The organism is Luteibacter sp. PvP120 (assembly GCF_054055715.1).
On the sequence record NZ_JBSRXP010000002.1, the window covers coordinates 361337 to 380913 of the forward strand.

The window sequence follows — 19577 nt, forward strand, 5'->3', positions numbered from 1 at the left end:
GATGCGAAGCCGGCTGATCGGACTGCTGGTGCTGGCGCTGCTGGTCGGTGCCGTGGCATGGCAATGGCACGTGGACGAAAGTGACGCCCGCGCGCATACGCTCACGCCGCTCGACCCGGACGCGATCACGCGCATCGAGGTCGCGCTCAAGGGAAGCACTCCGCAGCGCTTCGAACGACGCGACGGGCGCTGGATCGCCGAGGACGGCGGTGGCGCCGCGGACCAGGGGCGGGCGGGCGACCTGGCCGCGCTCGCGGCCACACCGGTGGCCGACTGGAAACCGTCCGCAGCGTTCGACCCAGCGAAGATCGGCCTGGCGCCCCCGGTCGCGGTGCTCGTGCTCGACGATGTTCGCGTGGACTTCGGCGACCTGGCCGCGCTCGGCAGGCAACGCTACGCGAGGGTGGGAAATCGCATCGCTTTCATACCCGCGCAGGCGCTCCCGCGGGCCGAACGAACCGCCGCACTGCCGATGCACACCAGCGTGCCACCCTGATCCCGCGGGCTCCGTGGTAGTTGCCAGCCGCCGCGACAGGCCCCATCTTCCGCGCATGCCCGAACTGCCCGAAGTCGAAACCACCCGCCGCGGCATCGCTCCGCACCTGGAAGGACGCCGCGTCACCGGCGTGGTGCTCCGCCGCCCGGACCTGCGCTGGCCCATTCCGCCGGAGATCACCTCGCACTTGCCCGGGCAGGTGATCGAGGCGGTGGAACGTCGCGCCAAGTACCTGCTGCTGCGAACGCAGGCGGGCACGGCCCTGCTCCACCTGGGCATGTCCGGCATGTTGCGCGTGCTGCCGCGAGACACGCCGCCGGGCAAGCACGACCACGTGGACATCGTGCTGGAAACCGACCAGGTGCTGCGCCTGACCGATCCGCGCCGGTTCGGCGCACTGCTGTGGCAGATGCCGGGGGAAACCCATGCCCTGCTGGATGGCATCGGGCCGGAGCCGCTGACCGACGCCTTTGACGGTGACGTGCTGTGGCGCCTGGCACAGGGACGCAGCGCGGCGGTCAAGACCTTCATCATGGACAACGCCGTCGTGGTCGGCGTGGGCAACATCTACGCCAGCGAGGCACTGTTCGCCGCCGGCATCGACCCCCGTCGCGCCGCGGGCAAGGTGTCGCGGCAACGCTATGCCCGGCTCGCCGCCGAGATCAAGCGCATCCTGGCCTACGCGATTTCCCGGGGCGGCACCACGCTGCGCGATTTCCTCGCGCCCGACGGGGCACCCGGGTACTTCTTCCAGGAGTTGTTCGTCTACGGCCGGGGCGGCGAGCCCTGCAAGCAGTGCGGCTCGCCGATCCGGGTCGTCACGCTCGGGCAGCGTGCCTCGTTCTACTGCCCGTCCTGCCAGACCTGATCAATCCGGCCAGCGCATCGCCGCGTGCGAGTTGTTGAACAGCGGGTCGGTCTCGTCGCCTGAAAGGGCCACGGTCAGTCCACCCGCTACGCCGTCCACCTCGACCGTCTGCCCTTCCTCGAAATGCGCACCCAGGGCGCCCAGGTCGACGAAGCGCTCCGCCAGCGCACCCGCGCGGTCGATCTCGCGGTCGGGCACGTTGGTCAGGCTGATGTCCGGACGCCCGAACTTGCGCATGCCGCGCGTGCGGATCCAGGAACGGCCCTTGGTCTCTTCCGGGCTGCACAGGATCAGCACGTGGTGGCGCGTGGGCGCGCCGCCCTTGACCAGGTAGTGCTCACGCCAGCTGGCAGCATCGAACAGGCTGAGGATCTGCGGATCGACCACCGCCTTGCCGCCGATGTCCGTCAGGGCCGCCACGACACCGAGCGTGTCACGCAGGTAATCCAGGGCCTCACGGTCGGCAAACCGTCCGCGGATGGCCACGACATGCGGCGCGGCCTTGGCTGCCGCGAAGGCTTCAGGACTGTCCTCGCGCAGCAGGTCGCCCAGCGCGCCGGCCAGGGGATAGCCCTCCCAGCGGGACAGCACGGCGTTCTGGAAGCGTTGCAGCTCCACGCCTTCGGGCAGCCCCGCGCTGCCGTAACGCGACGCGGGGATGGCAAGGTCTTCCGGAAAGGCGCCGAAGACGAAAAACAGCAGCACGGCATGTTCGTCGCTGGGTTGCCAGTGCGGGCGCGGCCACGAGGGGGCGGCAGGGGTCGTTTCGGTCACGCGGGCTGTCCTTCATCGGAATCGGTTTCGCCGAGCGGCAGCACGGATTGCTGCAACTCGATACGGCCATCGCCGGCGGTAACGCTCTTGAACTCCGCGCGGCTGACCGAGACATAGCGGTCGTTGCCGCCGATCTCAACCTGCGGGCCCTGGGTCACCGCCCGGCCATGCTCATCCACACGAACCACCATCGTGGCCTTCCGGCCCGAATGGCAGATCGTCTTGATCTCTTCCAGGTTGTCCGCCCAGGCCAGCAGGTAGCGGCTGCCCTCGAACAGTTCGCCGCGGAAATCGGTGCGCAGGCCATAGGCCAGCACCGGGATACCCAGCCGGTCCACCACGTCGGACAGCTGCCAGACCTGGGCCTTGCTCATGAACTGGGCCTCGTCCACCAGCACGCAGTGCAGCGGACCGCGGCGGGCGATGTCCCGCTCCACGATGGCGAGGATGTCCTCGTCGCCGGCGAAGCGCAGCGCGCGGGCCTGCAGGCCGATGCGCGACGCCACCACGCCTTCGCCGTAGCGGTTGTCCAGCGCCGGGGTGAGGATCAGCGTGCGCATGCCGCGCTCGTGGTAGTTGTGCGCGCTCTGCAGCAGCGTGGTGGTCTTGCCGGCATTCATTGCCGAATAGTAGAAATACAGCTTGGCCATGCCGGTCGTTCCGATGCGTGACCGCACATGGTACCGCCTGGCGTCGTCGCCGGCAGTCTCGCCGTCGCTGAGAGTAGGGTCGCGTTCCCTTTCCCCGGGCCGGCACCTGATACCATCCCCGGTCTCGTCCGCCTGTCCTTTCCGGCCCGAATCCCGATGCTCAATCCGCAACAACACGCGGCCGTCGAGTACTGCGACGGTCCCCTCCTCGTGCTGGCCGGTGCCGGCTCGGGCAAGACGCGCGTCATCACCGAAAAGATCTCGCACCTGATCTCGCGCCGCCACCTGGCCGCCGAGAAGATCGCCGCGATCACCTTCACCAACAAGGCGGCGAAGGAAATGCGCGAGCGCGTCGGCAAGCTCATTTCCGAGCAGTCGGCCAAGGCGCTCACGGTCTGCACTTTCCACGCGCTCGGCCTGAAGTTCCTGCAGATCGAGCACGACCGCGCGCAGCTGCGTCGCGGGTTCTCCGTGCTGGACGCCGACGACAGCGCCAACATGATCAAGGAGCTGTCACCCAAGGGCGTGAAGCCGGAAGTGATCCAGGGCATCCGCAACCTGGTGGGCAAGGCCAAGAACGGCGGCCTGTCCCCGGAGGAAGCCATGGCCTCGGCGCGCAGCCCGCGCGAGATAGAAGCAGCCACCATCTACGACCTGTACCAGCAGCGCCTCGCCGCGTTCAACGCGGTGGACTTCGACGACCTGATCCGGCTGCCGCTGCGCATCCTGGAAACCGACGACGATGCGCGTGCCGTCTGGCAGGAGCGCCTGCGCTATCTGCTGGTCGACGAATACCAGGACACCAACGACGCGCAGTACCGCCTGCTCAAGGCCATCGCCGGTCCCAAGGCGCGCTTCACCTGCGTGGGCGACGACGACCAGAGCATCTACGCCTGGCGCGGCGCGAACCCCGAGAACATCGACCAGCTCGGGCGCGACTTCACCAACCTGCGCGTGATCAAGCTGGAGCAGAACTACCGCTGCGCCAAGCGCATCCTGCGCGCGGCCAACCATCTGATCGCCAACAACCCGCACGTGCACGAGAAGCGCCTGTGGAGCGATCATGCCGAAGGCCCGCCCATCCGCGTGCTGGAATGCAAGGACAATGACCACGAAGCGGAACGCATCGCTTCCATCGCGGCCAGCCTGCACGAGAAGTACAAGGAAAAAGGCATCCGCTGGGATGACTTCTGCATCCTCTACCGCGGCAACTTCCAGGCACGCGTGATCGAGAAGGCGCTTCGTCTCGCGCGGGTGCCGTATCACCTCAGCGGTGCGCTGTCGTTCCTCGACCGCGCGGAAGTGAAGGACATCCTCTGCTACCTGCGCCTGCTGACCAACCCGACCGACGACGCGGCATTCCTGCGCGTGGTCAACGTACCCAAGCGCGAGATCGGTGCCACGTCACTGGAAAAACTCGGGCAGATGGCGCAGTCCCGCAACGCGTCGTTGCTGGACGCCGCACGTAGCGACAGCGCACTGAAAACCATCGCGCCGCGCGCCGCCTCGGCGCTGGCCGGTTTCGCGCGATTGATGGACGAACTGCGCAGCCATGCCGTGCATGAGAGCGCCGCCGACCTGGTCAACACCGTGATCGAGAGAACCGGTTACGGCGCGCAGATCGCGGCGTCCACCACCGACGAGGTGCTGCGCGAGCGCCGCCTGGGCAACCTGCGCGAACTGGTCGACTGGTTCCGCGCCATGGGCCGCGACGGCGGCCGAACCGGCGACATCGCCGCCCAGCTCGCCCTGCTCAGCCATGCAGATCGCGACGATCCGGGCAATGCCCTGCGGATGATGACCCTGCACTCGGCGAAGGGGCTGGAATTCCGTTTCGTCTTCATCGTCGGCTGCGAGGACGGCACGCTGCCACACGAAGGCGCCATCGACGAAGGCCGCCTCGACGAGGAGCGCCGCCTGATGTACGTCGGCATCACGCGCGCGAAGGAGATGCTGACCCTGTCCTTCTCCGCCCGCTCGCGCAAGTACGGCGAGGTGCTATCCAACGACCCGAGCCGCTTCCTCGAGGAACTGCCGCAGGACGACCTGCACTGGGACGGCAAGGACCCGGACGCCGACGCCGAGGTGAAGAAGGAAGCCGCCGACACCCACATTGCCCGCATCCGCGCGATGCTGGCGGGCGGCGGCTGAAGCCTCAGATAAGCCCTTCCGCTTCCAGCTCGCTCTTCAGGTACGCGTAGTAGATCGGCGCCGCCACCAGCCCGGCGATGCCGAACGCGGCCTCGAACACCAGCATCGCGATCAGCAGTTCCCACGTGCGCGCACGGATCTGCCCGCCGACGATCTTCGCGTTGAGGAAGTATTCCAGCTTGTGCACCACGACCAGGAATACCAGCGCCGCCACACCGACCCACAGCGCGACGGACAACCCCGCCACCACGATCAGCACGTTGGAGATGAGGTTACCCGCCACCGGCAGCAGCCCCACGACGAAGGTGACGATGACCAGCGTCTTCGCCAGCGGCACGTGCACGCCCAAGAGCGGAAGCGCCACCAGCAGGAACAGCGCCGCCAGCGTCGTGTTGATCGCCGATATCTTCAGCTGGGCGAAGATGATGTTGTGAAACGCGTCGGCGAGGCGCATCGAGCGGGTCGACAGCTCGAATGCGAGCGGCTTGGCCGGCCGACCGCCCGCCCCGTGCGACACGGCGACGATGGCACCCAGCACCAGGCCGATCAGGATATGCGCCGTCACCCGGGCAGCCGTGGTGCCGACCAGCTTCAGGTCGCCCGCGTGCTCGTGGGCCCAGCCCATGCCCTGGGTTCGGAAGTCGTTGAGGCTGTCGGGCAGGCGCGAGGTCAGCCACGCAGGCAGTTGCTCGTGCGCCTTGTCCAGCAGCGGCACCAGCTTTGCATCCCACAGCTGCTGCGGATCGCCGACGTCGCGGCGATAGAAGCTCAAGGCCGCGAAGACCAGCAGCACGATGGCGCCCACCACGATCACCGTGACCACGCCTACCGCGATGAGGCGGGCCCGTTCACCCGGGATGACGCGCCGGATCAGCGGCGTCAGCGCCTCGACCACCTCGTAGACCAGCAGCCCCGCCAGCAGCGCGGAGACGAGGTGCAACATCAGCACGCCCCACAGCGCCAGCGCCGCGAGGATATAGGTGGCCACGCGGATGGCGCGGGAAGATCCGGGCGTGCTGATCATGTCGGGTTCCTTGAATGGCGGCGATTCCAGCATCACGACGATGAACGTCAGATCAAACGCGCGGCCTCGAGTTCAGACTTGAGGTAGGCGTAGAAAATCGGCGCCGCGACCACCCCCGGCAGCCCGAACGCCGCCTCGAACATCAGCATGGCCACCAGCAGCTCCCAGGCGCGAGCCCGGATCTGCACGCCGACGATGCGCGCGTTGAGGAAGTATTCCAGCTTGTGGATCACGACCAGGAACACCAGCGCGCCCAGGCCCACGTAAAGCGAGACGGACAACCCGACGATGGTGATGGCCGTGTTGGACAGCAGGTTGCCGATCACGGGCAGCAGTCCCACGAGGAACGTCACGACGATCAGGGTCTTGGTCAGCGGCAGGTGCACGCCGAACAGGGGCAGGATGCCGAGCAGGTAAATGGCCGTGAATGCGGTATTGACCATCGAGATTTTGATCTGGGCGAAGACGATGTTGTGGAACGCGTCGGCGAGCCGCGCGCTACGCAGTGACATCTCGGCGGCGAACGGCCCCACCTGGTGGCTGGGCCGCGTGCGGCTCAGGGCGACGATGGCGCCGAGGATCAGGCCGATGAGGATATGCACCAGCACGCGCGCAGCCTCCTTGCCTGCCAGTTGCAGGTCCACCGCGTGCGAGCGGGCCCAGTCCATCGCTGTGTAACGGAGCGCCTCGACGCTGTCGGGCAGGCGATCGACGATGGCGGGGGGCAGTTGCTGCCGCGCACGCTCCACCAACGGCATAAGGCGGTCCTGCCACAACTCCTGCGGATTGCCGATCTCATTGCGGAAGTAGCTGATGCCGCCCAGGATCAGCAAGGTCAGCAGACCGACCACCACGACCCCGATCACCGCCACGGCCAGCACGCGTGCGCGGTCGTTCGGCAGGCGGCGCCCCATCAGGGGCGCCGTGGAAACCACCATCTCGTAGACGAGCAGGCCGGCGAGCAGGGCCGGCAGCAGGCGCAGCCACAGGATCAGCAGCAAGCCGCTACCCGCGGCGACATAGCTGGCGATGCGCACGGCGCGGGTCCGTGAGGGCGAAGCATCCATGGACGATCTCGTCGTGGGTAAGGCCGCAGTCTGTCAGTACGTGGGGCGGCAGCGCCAGAGGCATGCCCCCGTCGTCAGGCTGTCGTAAACTGCGCGCAGAATCGCCGCCCCTCGGGTGCCGATACCCGATCGACAAGGGGTTTCCATGATGAAGTTCGCTCCGGTCGCCCTGGCGGCCGTCCTCGCCCTGACCACGGGCGGTTGCGCCCATGCGCCGCGGGCTGCCGCCCCGGCGACCCCAGCAGGGGCCCCTGCTGCCGCGGCAGCGCTCCCGGCACCTGCCTCGGGCGCCGATGCCGACGACAACCTCAACGCGGTGGCCTGGTCGCAGCGCGCCGACGAGCACGACCTGATCTACCTGCAGACCTTCCGCAATGCGCAGGAGAAAATCCTCAAGGCAAAGCAGGACCCCACGTGGGACGCGTTGCCGAAGGACGACCGTGCCGCGCACCCCTCGTTGAAGGGCCTGAAGCCGGCCGTTATCCTCGATATCGACGAGACCGTGCTGGACAACTCGCCCTACCAGGCGCGCCTGGTGCGTTCGGGCGGTGAATACAACGAGGCGGCATGGGCGGCCTGGTGCAAGGAAGCGGCAGCCCGGCCCCTGCCCGGCGCCCTGGCCTTCACCCGCTTTGCCGCGGACCACGGCATCGCCGTGTTCTACATTTCCAACCGCGCCCGCGACCTGGACGAGGCCACGCTGGCCAACCTGCGCAGCGCCGGGTTCCCGGTAGCAGGCAAGGAGGCCTTCCTCGGCCTGGGTACGGTCGTCGAGGGCTGCGAGCAGGCGGGCAGCGAAAAGAGCTGCCGGCGGCAACGCATCGGCGCCCACTACCGGGTCCTGATGCAGTTCGGCGACCAGCTGGGCGACTTCACCAGCGTCCCGGGCAACACGCGCGAGGGCCGTAGCCGTGCCATGGCGCCGTATACGGCGTGGATCGGCGAACGCTGGTTCGTCCTGCCCAACCCCACGTACGGTTCGTGGGAGCCGGCGCTGTTCGACAACGATTTCGAGCTGTCGCGGCCGGAACGGCGCCAGAAGAAACTGGACGCACTACGCATCAATTAAATCAGTAACTTAGATAGTTCTAGATGATGTATTGCTTTAACAATGTCATCCAACTATCATCCCCGTCGCCGAAACCCGTGGCGCTTCAAAGCAAGGCGGGCAAGGCCATTTCCCTTACCGGCTTCGGGCTGGATAACCCCGTGAGACGATGAGTCTCCGGGGTTTTTTCTTGTACGCTCCCCGTCCCCGCCGTGCCGAGACGTCGAAGCCCCCATGCGCCGCTCCCTCCTGCTGGTACCGGTCCTCCTGGCCCTGCTCGTGTCCGTCGCCGCCTGCGACAAGAAAAAGGTGGAAGCGCCGGGCACACCGGGCGGCGGTTCGCCGGAGGACGCCACACGCGCTTCGCTGGAGCTGATCCGCGACGGCAAGTTCGACATGTTCTGGCGCCATGCCCTGCCCCCGGCCGATTTTGCCAACCTGCACGCGGACTGGCCGCGCCGCAACGAGGCCGAGGCGCCGATGGACCCGGCCGATCGCGCCAAGTTCGAGGCGGGCGTGAAACGCCTGACCGAGCCGGATGCCGAGAAGAAACTGTTCGCCGACGTGCGGCCCACGCTGCTGCGCTTCGATCGCGACTACAAGGACCAGATGCCGCTGATCGCGGGTGTCGGCCAATCGATGGCGCTCACCGCGATCGACCAGGCCAAGGACCTTACCGTGCCGCAGAAACGGCAGCTGCGCGAGGCGGTGAACATCGTCGCCCCCTGGACGCAGACCGTCGCCTGGGGCGACCAGGGGCACGCCCGGGAGGCGATCGGCATCCTCGTGGATACCGCGCGCAAGGCGGGCCTCTCCACCCCCGACGCCCTGCACACGATGAACTTCGAGCAATCCATGGCTACGTGGTCCACGGGGTGGCTCGGCTTCAAGCGCCTGCTGGCGGTCTACGGCCTGTCCGTGGACAAGAGCTTCGACTCGGTGAGCATCGATACGCTGGAAAACAACGGCGGCTCGGCGCACGTGAAGATCACCTATACCCTTCTCGACAAGCCGATCCAGACCGACGCAACCCTGGTGCTGCTCGACGGCCGCTGGTACGACAGCGACCTGCTTCAACGCGTCCGCGACGACCATACACGCCTTGCCCAGCCCGCCCCGGCCACGAGCGCGCCCGCGCCGGCGGCCACCGCCGCCACGCCAGGCAAGCCGCCCGGCGCACCCGTCGCAGCCGCCCGGGCGCGCTGAGGCCGTACAATCGCCGCATGTCCGAAATCCCGATGAGTGCAGTTCCGCACGTCCATGTCGCCCGTTCACCCTGGTGGTTCAAGCTGCTGGGGCGTGTCCTCGAACCCTGGGTCCGGATCAAGCGCGATCCGGCCGAACCGACCACGCTGCTCAGGAGCGGCGCGGCGGTCTGCTATGCCATCGAGCGCGACGGCACGTCGGATGCCCTGATCCTCGAGCGCGCCTGCCGCGAGGCCGGGTTACCCAGCCCGATGCAGCTGCTCGAGCTGCCTGGCCGTCGGCGCCGGTCCGTGTTCTCGCTGAGCCGCCGGCACGGCTGGCTGTTCGGGCGCACGGACGCCAGGGGCCCGAAGGAACCGCTCGGCCAGCTGATCCGCGCGATCGAGGACGATCCCACGCGCGACATCCAGGTGGTGCCGGTGTCGATCTACGTCGGCCGCGCACCGGCCCGCGAAAGCGGCTGGTTCAGCGTGCTGTTCGCGGAAAACTGGCTGGTGGTGGGCCGCTTCCGCCGGATGCTGGCGCTGTTGCTCAACGGTCGCGATACCGTGGTCCATTTCTCCACGCCGGTCTCGTTGCGCGATGTCATGGGCGAATCGCACAGCCTCACGCCGGAGCGGCTGACCCGCAAGATCGCCCGCGTGCTGCGCACCCACTTCCGTCGCGTTCGCGCCGCGGTGATCGGACCCGACCTTTCCCATCGCCGCACCGTGGTCGATGCCGTGCTCACCACCGAGCCGGTCCGCGACGCCATCGCCGCCACCGCCAGCAAGGAAAACATCACGCTGGCCAAGGCGCAGCGTCGCGCGCGCGATTTCGCGCTGGAGATCTCGGCGGATTACTCGCATCCCGTGGTGCGCTCGTCGTCGTTCCTGCTGTCCAACTTCTGGAACAAGCTGTACGACGGCATCGCGATGCACCATTTCGACAAGGCGCGTGCCGCGGCTCCCGGCCACGAAGTGATCTACGTGCCCTGCCACCGCAGCCACACCGATTACCTGCTGCTGTCCTACCAGCTGCATCACTCGGGCGTGGTGCCGCCGCACATCGCTGCCGGCGTCAACCTCAACCTGCCGGTGGTGGGTCCGATCCTGCGCCGCGGCGGTGCGTTCTTCCTGCGCCGCAGCTTCAAGGGCAACGCGCTGTACTCCGTGGTGTTCAACGAATACCTCGCGCAGCTGGTGGACCGCGGCGTGCCGCTGGAATACTTCATCGAGGGCGGCCGCTCGCGCACGGGGCGCCTGCTCGCGCCACGCGCCGGCATGCTGGTGATGACGCTGCGCGCGTTCCTGCGTGCGCCGCGCCGCCCCGTGCTGTTCCAGCCGGTGTACATCGGCTACGAGAAACTGATGGAAGGTAAGTCCTACATCGGCGAACTGTCGGGCAAGCCGAAGGAAAAGGAATCCCTGCTCGGCCTGATCCGCGGCCTGAAGGTGCTGCGCCAGCGCTACGGCCATGTGACGCTGAACTTCGGCGAGCCGATCGCGCTCACGCCGATGCTCGATGCCGTCGCCCCCGACTGGCGCGCGACCACCGCGGACGCCGATACCCGCCCGGACTGGATGAACGGCGTGGTCGACGATCTTGCCGACCGCATCCAGATCAACATCAACCGCGCCGCAGACGTCAATCCGATCAACCTGCTGGCGCTTGTGGTGCTGGCCACGCCGAAGCACGCGATGGCGGAAAACGACCTGTTGGCCCAGCTCGAGCTGACCAAGTCGATGTTCGTCGAACTGCCTTACTCGGATCGGGTCACCATCACGCCGATGAACCCGCAAAGCATCGTCGCCTACGGCGAGCAGATGGGTTGGATTCGCCGGGTGCGCCATCCGCTGGGCGACGTGCTCGTCACGGACGGCGAACAGGCGGTGTTGCTGTCCTACTTCCGCAACAACGTGCTGCACCTCAACGCGGCGGCGGCGTGGGTGGCGGCGTGCTTCCTCAACAACCGCCGCATGTCACGCTCGTCCGTCATCCGGCTGGGCCGGGTCATCTACCCGTTCATCCAGGGCGAACTGTTCCTGCCCTGGGACCAGGACGGCTTTGCGGCGCAGTTGCAGGACACCATCGAGTTCTTCGTCCGCCGGGGCCTGCTCGAGTCCAGCGCCGACGGTCGCGTGCTCGAGCGCGGACCGGGCCAGGACGACGGCGCGTACCAGCTCCGCGTCATCGCACGAAGCATGCTGCAGGCCTTCGAGCGGTACTACATCGCCATCGCCGCGCTGGTGAAGAACGGCCCGCATACCATGAGTTCCGGCGAGCTGGAAACCGCGTGCACGCTCACGGCCCAGCGACTGGGCCTGCTCAACGAGCTGTCGGCACCGGAGTTCTTCGACAAGGCGCTGTTCCGCGGCTTCATCCAGAAACTGCGCGAGGTGAAGATCGTCTGGACGGACAAGGCGGGCAAGCTGGATTTCAGCGACGCCCTGGAGGACATGGTGCGCGATGCACGCGTCATCCTCGCGCGCGAGGTGCGTCACTCGATTCTGAAGATCACCCCCGGCGGCGACAACGATCGCGACCTGGACGCGCGGCCGCCCGCCGATCCTGGTGAAACCACCGCCGAGTCGCTGCATGAGCGCCATGTGGCCAACGAGGAAATACGTCATCGGGAGCATCCGGGCGTGTAAGGCCGGGCAGTGACGACACCGACGCGCTGCCCACGCCGCTGCCTTGGATCACCCGACACGGGACGCGCCTGGCCGGGGACAGACACGCGCGGGCCACGCACCTAACCTTTGCGACGGACTTTCCCAAGCAAAGGATGCAGCATGGATATGACTCCACCGCAGGCACCGCCTGCCATCGTCAGCAGTACGCAACAGGAGGCCATCGACGGGCTTCGGCGACTGCTGGACGTGCAGGCATGGCTGGCCGAGCAGCAAGCCGCGCTCCCCGCTCTGCCGGCCACACCCCACGCCGAAGATCGCATGGCGTATCTAGCCGGACTGGATGCCTGGTGGCGCCAGTCGGTCGATGGTGCGCCCGGCACGCCCTCCGTGGCACGTATCGACGCCCTGGCGGCACGACTTGCCGCCACCATGCGCGACGAAGCCATCGTGCGACGCATCGACGGCACCCTGGACGAGGCCGCCGCTTCGCTGGCCACCGGTTTCGCTCGCTCGCACGGCGGTGCGTTGCCGCCGGGTACCGACGTACGCAGCCTGCGCATCGGCGAGGTCGATTACGCCGGCGCGGTGATCGTCACCCGCGAAACGCCAGGATCGCCCACGCTGCTCTTTACGCCGGACCATGGCTGGGAGACTTTCGAAACGCTCGATGCGTTGCACGCGCGCACGGAGGTTCGCCTGCGCCAGGTCATGGCCCACCGCCAGACGCTGCCGGGCGTGCGCGCGGACGAGGCACAGCAGGTCGTCACCGCGGTACGCTTCGTCGATTCCGCGCCCCTGCACGGCGATGTATTCCAGGTCCTCGCGCGCCGCATGGGCGAGCTGCACCGTCAGAAGGTGGCGGACGCATGGCCGGAAGCGGGCGCGGCAGATGCATCGCCATTCGCCGACGACATCGCGGCCGCCGACGACCTGCACGACCTGATCGACGTGTTCGCCCTGGTCAGCGCGCGCGAAATGCGCCTCGCGGTAGCGGCAAGCGAGGCACGCCTGGCGCGCGTGCCCGCCGAGGTGGCGCAGGGCTGGCGCCGCGCCGTGGCGGAATATCGGATGGCCGGCATGCTGGCCGTCGGTTCCGCACAGCGGCATCCCTCGCACATCCCGCTCGACCTTGCACAGTGGAGCCGGCGCGAACTCGTCGCTGCGCTGTCGCGGCACCGGATCGACGTCGATCCGGCCGACATCGCGATCGAGACCACCGGCACGGAAGCATTGACCCTACCGGGCTCAACCTCATCGACCGGCACGACACGCATGAGTCTCGCCGAATTCGCGCTGCGCAACACCGGCGTCATCGATGCGCGATCGTTGCGCGTGATCAGCGCGAAAGGCACGCCCCCACCCTTGCAGGCACTGCGTGACATCGTTCGCGAGCTCAACCTCGCACCCCGCTTCGCCACGTACCTGCGCGAAAAGCTGCGCGATCCCGGCGGACGCCCTTATCGTACGAGCACCATGCGCCTGCAGCAGGCGCGCATGCGCCTGGAAGCCGCCGACGCACGCATGGCGTCTTACCTCACCGACGAACCCGCTGTCTTCCTCGACGACAACGACGACCGGGGATACCGCATGGTCGAAGCGGTGCTCGACAGCCCGGCCGCCGCCACCCGGCGCACCGTGGGCGGCCACCGCGTCAGCGTGCGACAACTGGTCTATCAGGGCGAGGTAGTCAGCGACGTGCTGGTCATCGGCGTGCAGGACCCGCGCAGCTCGTCGCGCGTGGTGCTCTACACGCCCGGGGCGCCGGATGGCCTGTCGTTCCGCGAGTTCGCCGACCGGGCGACGGCCGCACGACACTTCCTTTATGCGTCCGCGTTCGAGGAATACCTGCTGCGGCGGCTTCCCGCCGAATTCGGCGAGACACGTCCCAACGGCAGCGGACGGCGCTTTCGCGTGTCCGCATCGACGGCGCGTGCGCACTGGGTGCTGAGCGCCCCCAGCGATGGCCGTGGCACGCTCACGGAGGGCCCCTTCGAGGAACGGGTCGTGGATGGCGACGTCCGCACGGCCCTGTTCGATGCGGAGATCGTGCGACAGGCCCGCGACGTGGCCTGGGCCGGGCGAAGCACGGCACAGGCCGATACTGATTCGATCAGGGGAATTCTCCGGGTGGCCTTGTCGGGAAGTCGCGGCCCGACGGCACCGATCATGGAGACCATCAGTGCCGTCGGCCAGGCGTTGCAGGCCACGTGGCGTTTCTACGACAACGTCAAGGCCGGTAACGGCAGCCAGGCCTTCGTGGATTTCACCGAGGCGTACACCGCGTCCCTGAGCCTGGTGGGTTGGCATGGTGGCCTTTCCGCTGGCCGCCGGTCCGTGCTGACCTTGCCGCAAGGTCGCGGCGGGAAGCGCGCGCCGTCATCACTGCGTCTTCCGGACCGCCATCCGGCGCTGGACACCCGGTATGCCGTCGACGGCGTCGATCTCAGCGGGACGCGACCGGATGCAAACGGCATTCACTGGCTGGATGGGCGTCGCTACCTCCGTCAGCAAGGCCGTGTTTTCGAGATACGCCAGGACGCCGCGCTGGATGCCTGGCGGCTGAAGCGGCCCAACGCCCTGGATGCGACCTTCCCCGGCCCCCTCATCGAACCCGGACCTTCGGGCCCGTGGCGGGTCCGGACGGATATCGGCCTGCGTGGCGGCTGGGTGGAACCGGGGGCCATGCCGCAGCCCAACACGCGCGGCATCATGGGGCAGGAGTTGCAGGGACTTTCCGAGTTCCAGCGCTGGACGTTCCAGCACGCGTTCCGACGCCGCCTGCACAATGTGGGTGAGGCCAACCTGCTCTACTGGGAAGCCACCTCCCAACCGACGCCGCGCTTCGTGACGCTGCGCCAGCGAACGGCCTGGAACGACGCCCTGCGCGAAGCACGCAGCACGCCGGTCGAGCCGCTGCCTCCGGGCGCCGCGCCGCCGCCCGGCGCGACGTGGCGTGTCCTGTCACCGGAAGAATGGCCCGCTTCGGTATGGCACGCGCATCACCCGGGCGATGCGCTGCTCGGCATGGGGCGGGATGGCTCGCTGGTCGTGCCGCTGCAATCGGTACCCCGATCGGGCCTGCGCGGGCTGCCGGCGCGAGGTGATGCACCCTTGCCCGCGGACGGCCACGACTGGCTGCACATCCGCCTGGATCGATACCGCGCGCGGCTCGGGGCTGGCGATCGTCCGGGGATCCGCGTCATCGAGGACCGGCACGGTGGCGTCACCACCTATGTGCTTCAGCCCGATGCCGGTTTCCCGCTCAGCTTCCTCGGGCTGGAGGCCGGCGATTTCACGGCCCTGAATCTCCCCTAGCCCCTCGCACCCTGCCGATCCCCGCGCGGCGCAACGGCTCGCCCGGGGATCGGCAACGGGGTACCATCCATGGATGGACAAGCACGACACCACTCATTTCGGTTTCCGCGACGTACCTGTCGCAGACAAACAAAAACTCGTCGGCCAGGTATTCACCTCGGTCGCACGCAGTTACGACCTCATGAACGATCTGATGTCCTTCGGCGTCCATCGCCTGTGGAAGCGCCATTTCGTCGCGGTCAGCGGTGTGCGTCGCGGCGACCGCGTGCTCGACCTGGCGGGTGGCACGGGTGACATCGCCGCCCTGCTCAAGCCGGTGGTTGGGGACGAGGGTGAAGTGGTGGTGGGCGACATCAACGCCGCCATGCTCGGCGTCGGCCGTGACCGCCTGACCGATCGGGGCCTGGTCTCGGGCCTGCGCTGGGCGCAGATGAACGCGGAGACGCTTCCGTTTCCCGACAACAGTTTCGACGCCGTCACCATCGCCTTCGGCCTGCGCAACGTCACCGACAAGGACAAGGCGCTGGCCGATATGCACCGGATCCTCAAGCCCGGTGGACGCGCCCTGGTGCTGGAGTTCTCGAAGGTGCACAGCCCGGTGCTTTCGCGCTTGTACGACGTGCATTCCTTCCAGATCCTGCCTCGCCTGGGCCGGCTGTTCGCCAACGACGGCGACAGCTACCAGTACCTCGCCGAGTCGATCCGCAAGCATCCCGACCAGGAAACACTCAAGGGCATGATGCTGGCCGCTGGTTTCGGCCATGTGGAAGTGCGCAACCTCACCGGCGGCATCGTCGCGATCCATCGCGCTTATAAGCTCTGAGGGGTTGCCTCACAGCCGTGCTGTAAGACGGCGACACGTTGTCAGTGTGCGACACGGACAGACCGATCCCCTCGGCCTGCCTAACCTTTGCGTGGAGATTCCCCACGCAAAGGACGCGATATGGACACCACACCGCCGCAGGCACCGCCCGCGATAACCCAGAGCGAGCACCAGCAGGCGCTCGATACCGTCAAGCGCCTTGCAGATGTACAGCACTGGCTCGTCGAACAGCGCAGCGCCCTCCCCGCATGGCCCGCCTCGCCGACCGCAGAAGGAAAGGAGGCCTATCTCGACGGTCTGACCGCGTACTGGCGCGCGCCCGTCGCCCTGGCACCGGGAGCGCCCCCTTTCTCCCGTGCCTCCGCACTTGCCGCGCAGCTGGCCGGCGCCATGCGCGACGATGCCCTGCTGCTCGGGCTGGACGGCACGTTGGACGAGCGCGCGGTGACATGGGCCACGTCGTTCGCGCGCTCTGCCGCCGGCACACCGCCGGGCTTTGTCGCCAGCGAGCTGCTCATCGGCGACACGCCCTACGCCGGTGCCCTGTTGCTGCAGAAACCGGATGAAAGCGATCTCGTGCTGCTGTTCTTGCCGGAGGCCGGCTGGCAGGCTTTTCCGCACCTGGACGCCCTGCACGAAGCCGCCGAAAAGCATTTCCGGGAAACCCTGCTGATCGACGAGGAACTGCCCGGCATCGTGCACGACGATATCGAGCCACTGCTGGATGCGCCGTTCGTTTCGTCACGCGCCATGGGTCCGGACGCCTTCCACGTGCTGGTCTCGCGCATCGCGCGCGTACAGGAACAACGCGTCGCGGAGGCCTGGAGCGATTTCGCCGATGGCCTCGTCGATGCGGGCGCACTGACCGATCGCGTGCGCGACGCACTGGACCTGAACGACCATCTCGACGTGCATGCGATGCTCGCGCGCCGCGACATCCGCCTGGGCACCGCCGTGGAAGAAGCACGACTGGCCGATCTGCCCGCCTCCGTACGTGCCGACTGGACACGGGCCCGCCGCGCCTACGTCGATACCCTTGCCACTGCCAGCCAGCGACGCGCGGCCGCCGGCCTGACCGACATCACACCACTGGACGAGTTCGTCGAAGACGCCTTGAAACGTGAACTCACGGCGCTTGGCGTTACCGACGCACCGGCCGATCTCGTCGTGCGCATCACCCCGGTGCCCGGCGATGTACCGGGGCTGCTGTCCCATGTCTTCCAGGGTGCATCGACCCAACGCGCCGGGCTGGTGGAGTTCGCTTACCAGAACATCGGTCGCCTCTCCGCCGCCGCGCTGGGTCTGGAGCGCCTGGATGGCGCGGCGCCGTCGGTTTCGCTGGACGGACGGGCGATCCGGGACATCGTACGCCGTGTGGACGCGGGTACCGCCTATGCCGCCTATCTCGACCGGCGCCTGATGTCGTCCCCGGAGGCGGCGACGTCGCGCGCGATCGCCCGGGACCTGCAGCAGGCCCGCATGCGTTTCGAGCTGGAAGAAAGCCGCCTGTCCTACTACCGGCAGGATGTACCGCGGGCCTTCGCCTACGCCGACCGGGACATCGGCTACCGCTGGATGAAGGCGGTGATCGATGCGCCGGAGCCGTCCTCGCGACCCACGGTGGACGGCTATACGATCGTGGCGCGCCAGGTGACCTATGCCGGTGTACCCCTGGCCGACGTATTCGAGGTAGGCGCCAGCTCGCAGAACAGTTCGTCCCGCGTGGTGCTCTACACCCCAGGGGCACCGGACGGCGTGGCGTTCCGTGAATTCCATACGCGCGAGGACGCGGCGCGCCGCTTCTTCCTCGATCCCGCGAACGAACGCTGGTTGCTCGACCGGCTTCCCGGCACGTTCGCGGAAACCGCGCCCAACGGCACACGGCGATTCAAGGTGTCCGACGCCACACGACGCAGCCATTGGGTGTTCGCGCAGCAGGACACGGGCCAGTACACGCGCATGGAGGAAGATCTCGACCATCGCGTGGTGGGCGGCCACCTGATCGACGCGCTCTACGCTACCTCGGTGTCCCTGCTGAAGGACCATGTCGCCACGTTGACGCGTTCCACCGGGGTGGCGGACTGGCAGTCGGCCGCGCACGCGCTCGCATCCGCGACAGCCGCCGCCAGCCCGGTGCACACCCTCGCGGGCGACCTTCTCGAACAGACCCTGCGACAAACGGCTCAGATCATGCCCGCCTTGTGGCGCATGGAGGAAAACATCAAGGCAGGCGACCACCCGCAGGCCTTCCTCGACATGGTCCAGGCGTACCACTCGTCGCTCAACGTCATCGGGGTACGACCAGTGCTCGGCGCCAGCTTTCCGGGTAGCCTGATCCGCACCGGCAACCGTTCGGCCAGCATCGTGTCCAGCCGCCAGCGTATAGCGCCTCCGGAGGCCGTCTTCGAATCGCGCTTCGTCGCCCGGGGCATCGACCCTGCCGGTGCCGAGTCGGTACATGCGGGGGTGCTGACGCTGCGCGGCAACCACTACATCAGCCAGCACGGCCATCTGTACGGTGTGCGCTTCGATGCCGGCAACGGCACATGGCGACTCGCGCGCCCCGGTGCGCTCGACGCGCAGTTCACCGGCCCCGCGATCGAACGCAGTGCGTCCGGCATGTGGCGAACGACACGGCACGTCGGGTTGCGCGGGGGTGGCGAGGATCGCGCACGCAAGCTGCTCGGACGCGTCAGGACCGAGCGCGCCCAGCCGCGCGTGGCCATGCTCAGCCGCGCGCAGCGGAGGGGCCTGCTGATCGAATTGCAGCGTCTCGCCGGCAGTCAGTCCGAGGTCGTGTCGATCTATGCCAGCATGCGGCTCGCGGATCCCGCGGCACGCGGGCGCGGCCTCTCCGCCGCGCAGCAGGGCTATTTCCAGCGTGCCCTCGAGCACGCATCCCGGATCCCGCGTATCCCGGCCCCGGCGCGCGTGGAACCGTTCTCCGCGCCGCCGCGGGCTGCCGCGCCCGCGGCGTCGGCATCAGGCGCGGCAGAGCCACGGGCGGGTTACTCCGGCGGCGTCGCCGTACGTCATCCGGCAGGCCTGGCACTGACCCGGCCGGCCGCGACGCCCCTGGTCGAGTTGCCGCCGACGGCATGGCCCGACACGGTATGGATCTACCTCTCGGAGGCGGACATCGCCGCGCGCGTCGGTGCCACCGACATACGTCTCCCCCAGGGCATCCTCGCCCAGGGGCGCGTGGGAGGCGTCGCCGGCCTGACGCTGCCCCCCGAGACGCCGCTGGCCCAGATTCCGGGTGCCGTCGTGGCTGGCGTCGGTGCAGGCGACACGCTCGGTTCCGTCGCACGCGGCTGGGTGCGGGTCGACCTGCGCGCCGTAAGGACACGACCCGGCAGCGACGGCCTGCCTTTGTTCCGGTTGTCCCGCACCGGCGGACCGGGCAACACCGGCATGGTGATCACGCCGCATCCATCCATCGGGGATCCGGCAGCTGTACGTGACGTATGGCTCACCGCGGGCGAATTCGAACTCGGCACGTGGCCGTCGCCACCGGCACCGCGCCCCTGATCCGTCCCG

Annotated in this window: 13 protein-coding genes; 9 read left to right on the forward strand and 4 right to left on the reverse strand. The window is 68.0% G+C overall.

Going from position 1 to position 19577, the window contains the following annotated elements:
• The first annotated feature begins 1 nt into the window (after nt 1).
• Together ACVKN3_RS05525 and mutM are read left to right on the forward strand one after the other, a co-directional pair.
• Entirely contained in the window at nt 2-496 is a 495-nt protein-coding gene (locus ACVKN3_RS05525; protein ID WP_285404230.1) for a hypothetical protein, read from the forward strand.
• Between the two features lie 55 nt (nt 497-551).
• Nucleotides 552-1364 carry a bifunctional DNA-formamidopyrimidine glycosylase/DNA-(apurinic or apyrimidinic site) lyase gene (gene mutM / locus ACVKN3_RS05530; protein WP_354513666.1) on the forward strand — a complete coding sequence of 271 codons (813 nt, stop codon included), beginning with the start codon at nt 552-554 and terminating at the stop codon, nt 1362-1364.
• On the opposite strand, the gene ACVKN3_RS05535 is transcribed toward mutM, so the two are convergent.
• A complete protein-coding gene (locus tag ACVKN3_RS05535; protein ID WP_285404235.1) occupies nt 1365-2138 on the reverse strand; it encodes a hypothetical protein in 774 nt (257 codons plus the stop codon).
• Nucleotides 2135-2788 (reverse strand): thymidine kinase, encoded by a 654-nt coding sequence (locus ACVKN3_RS05540; protein WP_036138231.1) that lies wholly within the window; start codon nt 2786-2788, stop codon nt 2135-2137. The genes ACVKN3_RS05535 and ACVKN3_RS05540 overlap by 4 nt, the downstream gene beginning before the upstream one ends.
• A 156-nt stretch (nt 2789-2944) precedes the next feature.
• On the opposite strand from ACVKN3_RS05540, the gene ACVKN3_RS05545 reads away from it, so the two are divergent.
• Nucleotides 2945-4939 carry a UvrD-helicase domain-containing protein gene (locus ACVKN3_RS05545; RefSeq protein WP_285404238.1) on the forward strand — a complete coding sequence of 665 codons (1995 nt, stop codon included), beginning with the start codon at nt 2945-2947 and terminating at the stop codon, nt 4937-4939.
• 4 nt (nt 4940-4943) lie between these two features.
• Here the strand turns inward: ACVKN3_RS05545 and ACVKN3_RS05550 are convergent, their stop codons facing one another.
• Nucleotides 4944-5963, reverse strand: coding sequence for an AI-2E family transporter (locus ACVKN3_RS05550; RefSeq protein WP_285404240.1), 1020 nt, complete (start codon nt 5961-5963; stop codon nt 4944-4946).
• A gap of 47 nt (nt 5964-6010) precedes the next feature.
• Nucleotides 6011-7030: an AI-2E family transporter gene (locus ACVKN3_RS05555; protein WP_354513663.1), complete on the reverse strand. Its 1020-nt coding sequence runs from the start codon at nt 7028-7030 to the stop codon at nt 6011-6013.
• Between the two features lie 145 nt (nt 7031-7175).
• Between ACVKN3_RS05555 and ACVKN3_RS05560 the strand changes: the two genes are divergently transcribed.
• The 6 genes from ACVKN3_RS05560 (at nt 7176) to ACVKN3_RS05585 (ending at nt 19568) form a co-directional block, all read left to right on the forward strand.
• Nucleotides 7176-8099 (forward strand): 5'-nucleotidase, lipoprotein e(P4) family, encoded by a 924-nt coding sequence (locus ACVKN3_RS05560; RefSeq protein WP_354513661.1) that lies wholly within the window; start codon nt 7176-7178, stop codon nt 8097-8099.
• 213 nt (nt 8100-8312) lie between these two features.
• Nucleotides 8313-9284 carry a hypothetical protein gene (locus tag ACVKN3_RS05565; protein WP_354513659.1) on the forward strand — a complete coding sequence of 324 codons (972 nt, stop codon included), beginning with the start codon at nt 8313-8315 and terminating at the stop codon, nt 9282-9284.
• 32 nt (nt 9285-9316) lie between these two features.
• Nucleotides 9317-11917 (forward strand): glycerol-3-phosphate 1-O-acyltransferase PlsB, encoded by a 2601-nt coding sequence (gene plsB / locus ACVKN3_RS05570; protein ID WP_285404248.1) that lies wholly within the window; start codon nt 9317-9319, stop codon nt 11915-11917.
• 141 nt (nt 11918-12058) lie between these two features.
• Complete coding sequence (locus ACVKN3_RS05575; protein WP_354513657.1) at nt 12059-15214, forward strand: dermonecrotic toxin domain-containing protein; 3156 nt, start codon at nt 12059-12061, stop codon at nt 15212-15214.
• Between the two features lie 73 nt (nt 15215-15287).
• Nucleotides 15288-16037: a bifunctional demethylmenaquinone methyltransferase/2-methoxy-6-polyprenyl-1,4-benzoquinol methylase UbiE gene (ubiE, locus tag ACVKN3_RS05580; protein WP_036138249.1), complete on the forward strand. Its 750-nt coding sequence runs from the start codon at nt 15288-15290 to the stop codon at nt 16035-16037.
• A gap of 120 nt (nt 16038-16157) precedes the next feature.
• The gene (locus ACVKN3_RS05585) at nt 16158-19568 is read left to right on the forward strand and encodes a dermonecrotic toxin domain-containing protein (protein ID WP_354513655.1); all 3411 of its coding nucleotides are present in this window, start codon (nt 16158-16160) and stop codon (nt 19566-19568) included.
• Nucleotides 19569-19577: the final 9 nt, after the last annotated feature.

Excerpts from the sequence above, each read along its gene's own strand:
- ubiE (WP_036138249.1), top strand. The coding sequence starts at position 15,288 with ATGGACAAGCACGACACCACTCATTTCGGTTTCCGCGACGTACCTGTC.
- ACVKN3_RS05575 (WP_354513657.1), top strand. The coding sequence starts at position 12,059 with ATGGATATGACTCCACCGCAGGCACCGCCTGCCATCGTCAGCAGTACG.
- plsB (WP_285404248.1), top strand. The coding sequence starts at position 9,317 with ATGAGTGCAGTTCCGCACGTCCATGTCGCCCGTTCACCCTGGTGGTTC.
- ACVKN3_RS05585 (WP_354513655.1), top strand. The coding sequence starts at position 16,158 with ATGGACACCACACCGCCGCAGGCACCGCCCGCGATAACCCAGAGCGAG.
- ACVKN3_RS05555 (WP_354513663.1), bottom strand. The coding sequence starts at position 7,030 with ATGGATGCTTCGCCCTCACGGACCCGCGCCGTGCGCATCGCCAGCTAT.
- ACVKN3_RS05525 (WP_285404230.1), top strand. The coding sequence starts at position 2 with ATGCGAAGCCGGCTGATCGGACTGCTGGTGCTGGCGCTGCTGGTCGGT.
- mutM (WP_354513666.1), top strand. The coding sequence starts at position 552 with ATGCCCGAACTGCCCGAAGTCGAAACCACCCGCCGCGGCATCGCTCCG.
- ACVKN3_RS05560 (WP_354513661.1), top strand. The coding sequence starts at position 7,176 with ATGATGAAGTTCGCTCCGGTCGCCCTGGCGGCCGTCCTCGCCCTGACC.
- ACVKN3_RS05550 (WP_285404240.1), bottom strand. The coding sequence starts at position 5,963 with ATGATCAGCACGCCCGGATCTTCCCGCGCCATCCGCGTGGCCACCTAT.
- ACVKN3_RS05540 (WP_036138231.1), bottom strand. The coding sequence starts at position 2,788 with ATGGCCAAGCTGTATTTCTACTATTCGGCAATGAATGCCGGCAAGACC.
- ACVKN3_RS05565 (WP_354513659.1), top strand. The coding sequence starts at position 8,313 with ATGCGCCGCTCCCTCCTGCTGGTACCGGTCCTCCTGGCCCTGCTCGTG.
- ACVKN3_RS05545 (WP_285404238.1), top strand. The coding sequence starts at position 2,945 with ATGCTCAATCCGCAACAACACGCGGCCGTCGAGTACTGCGACGGTCCC.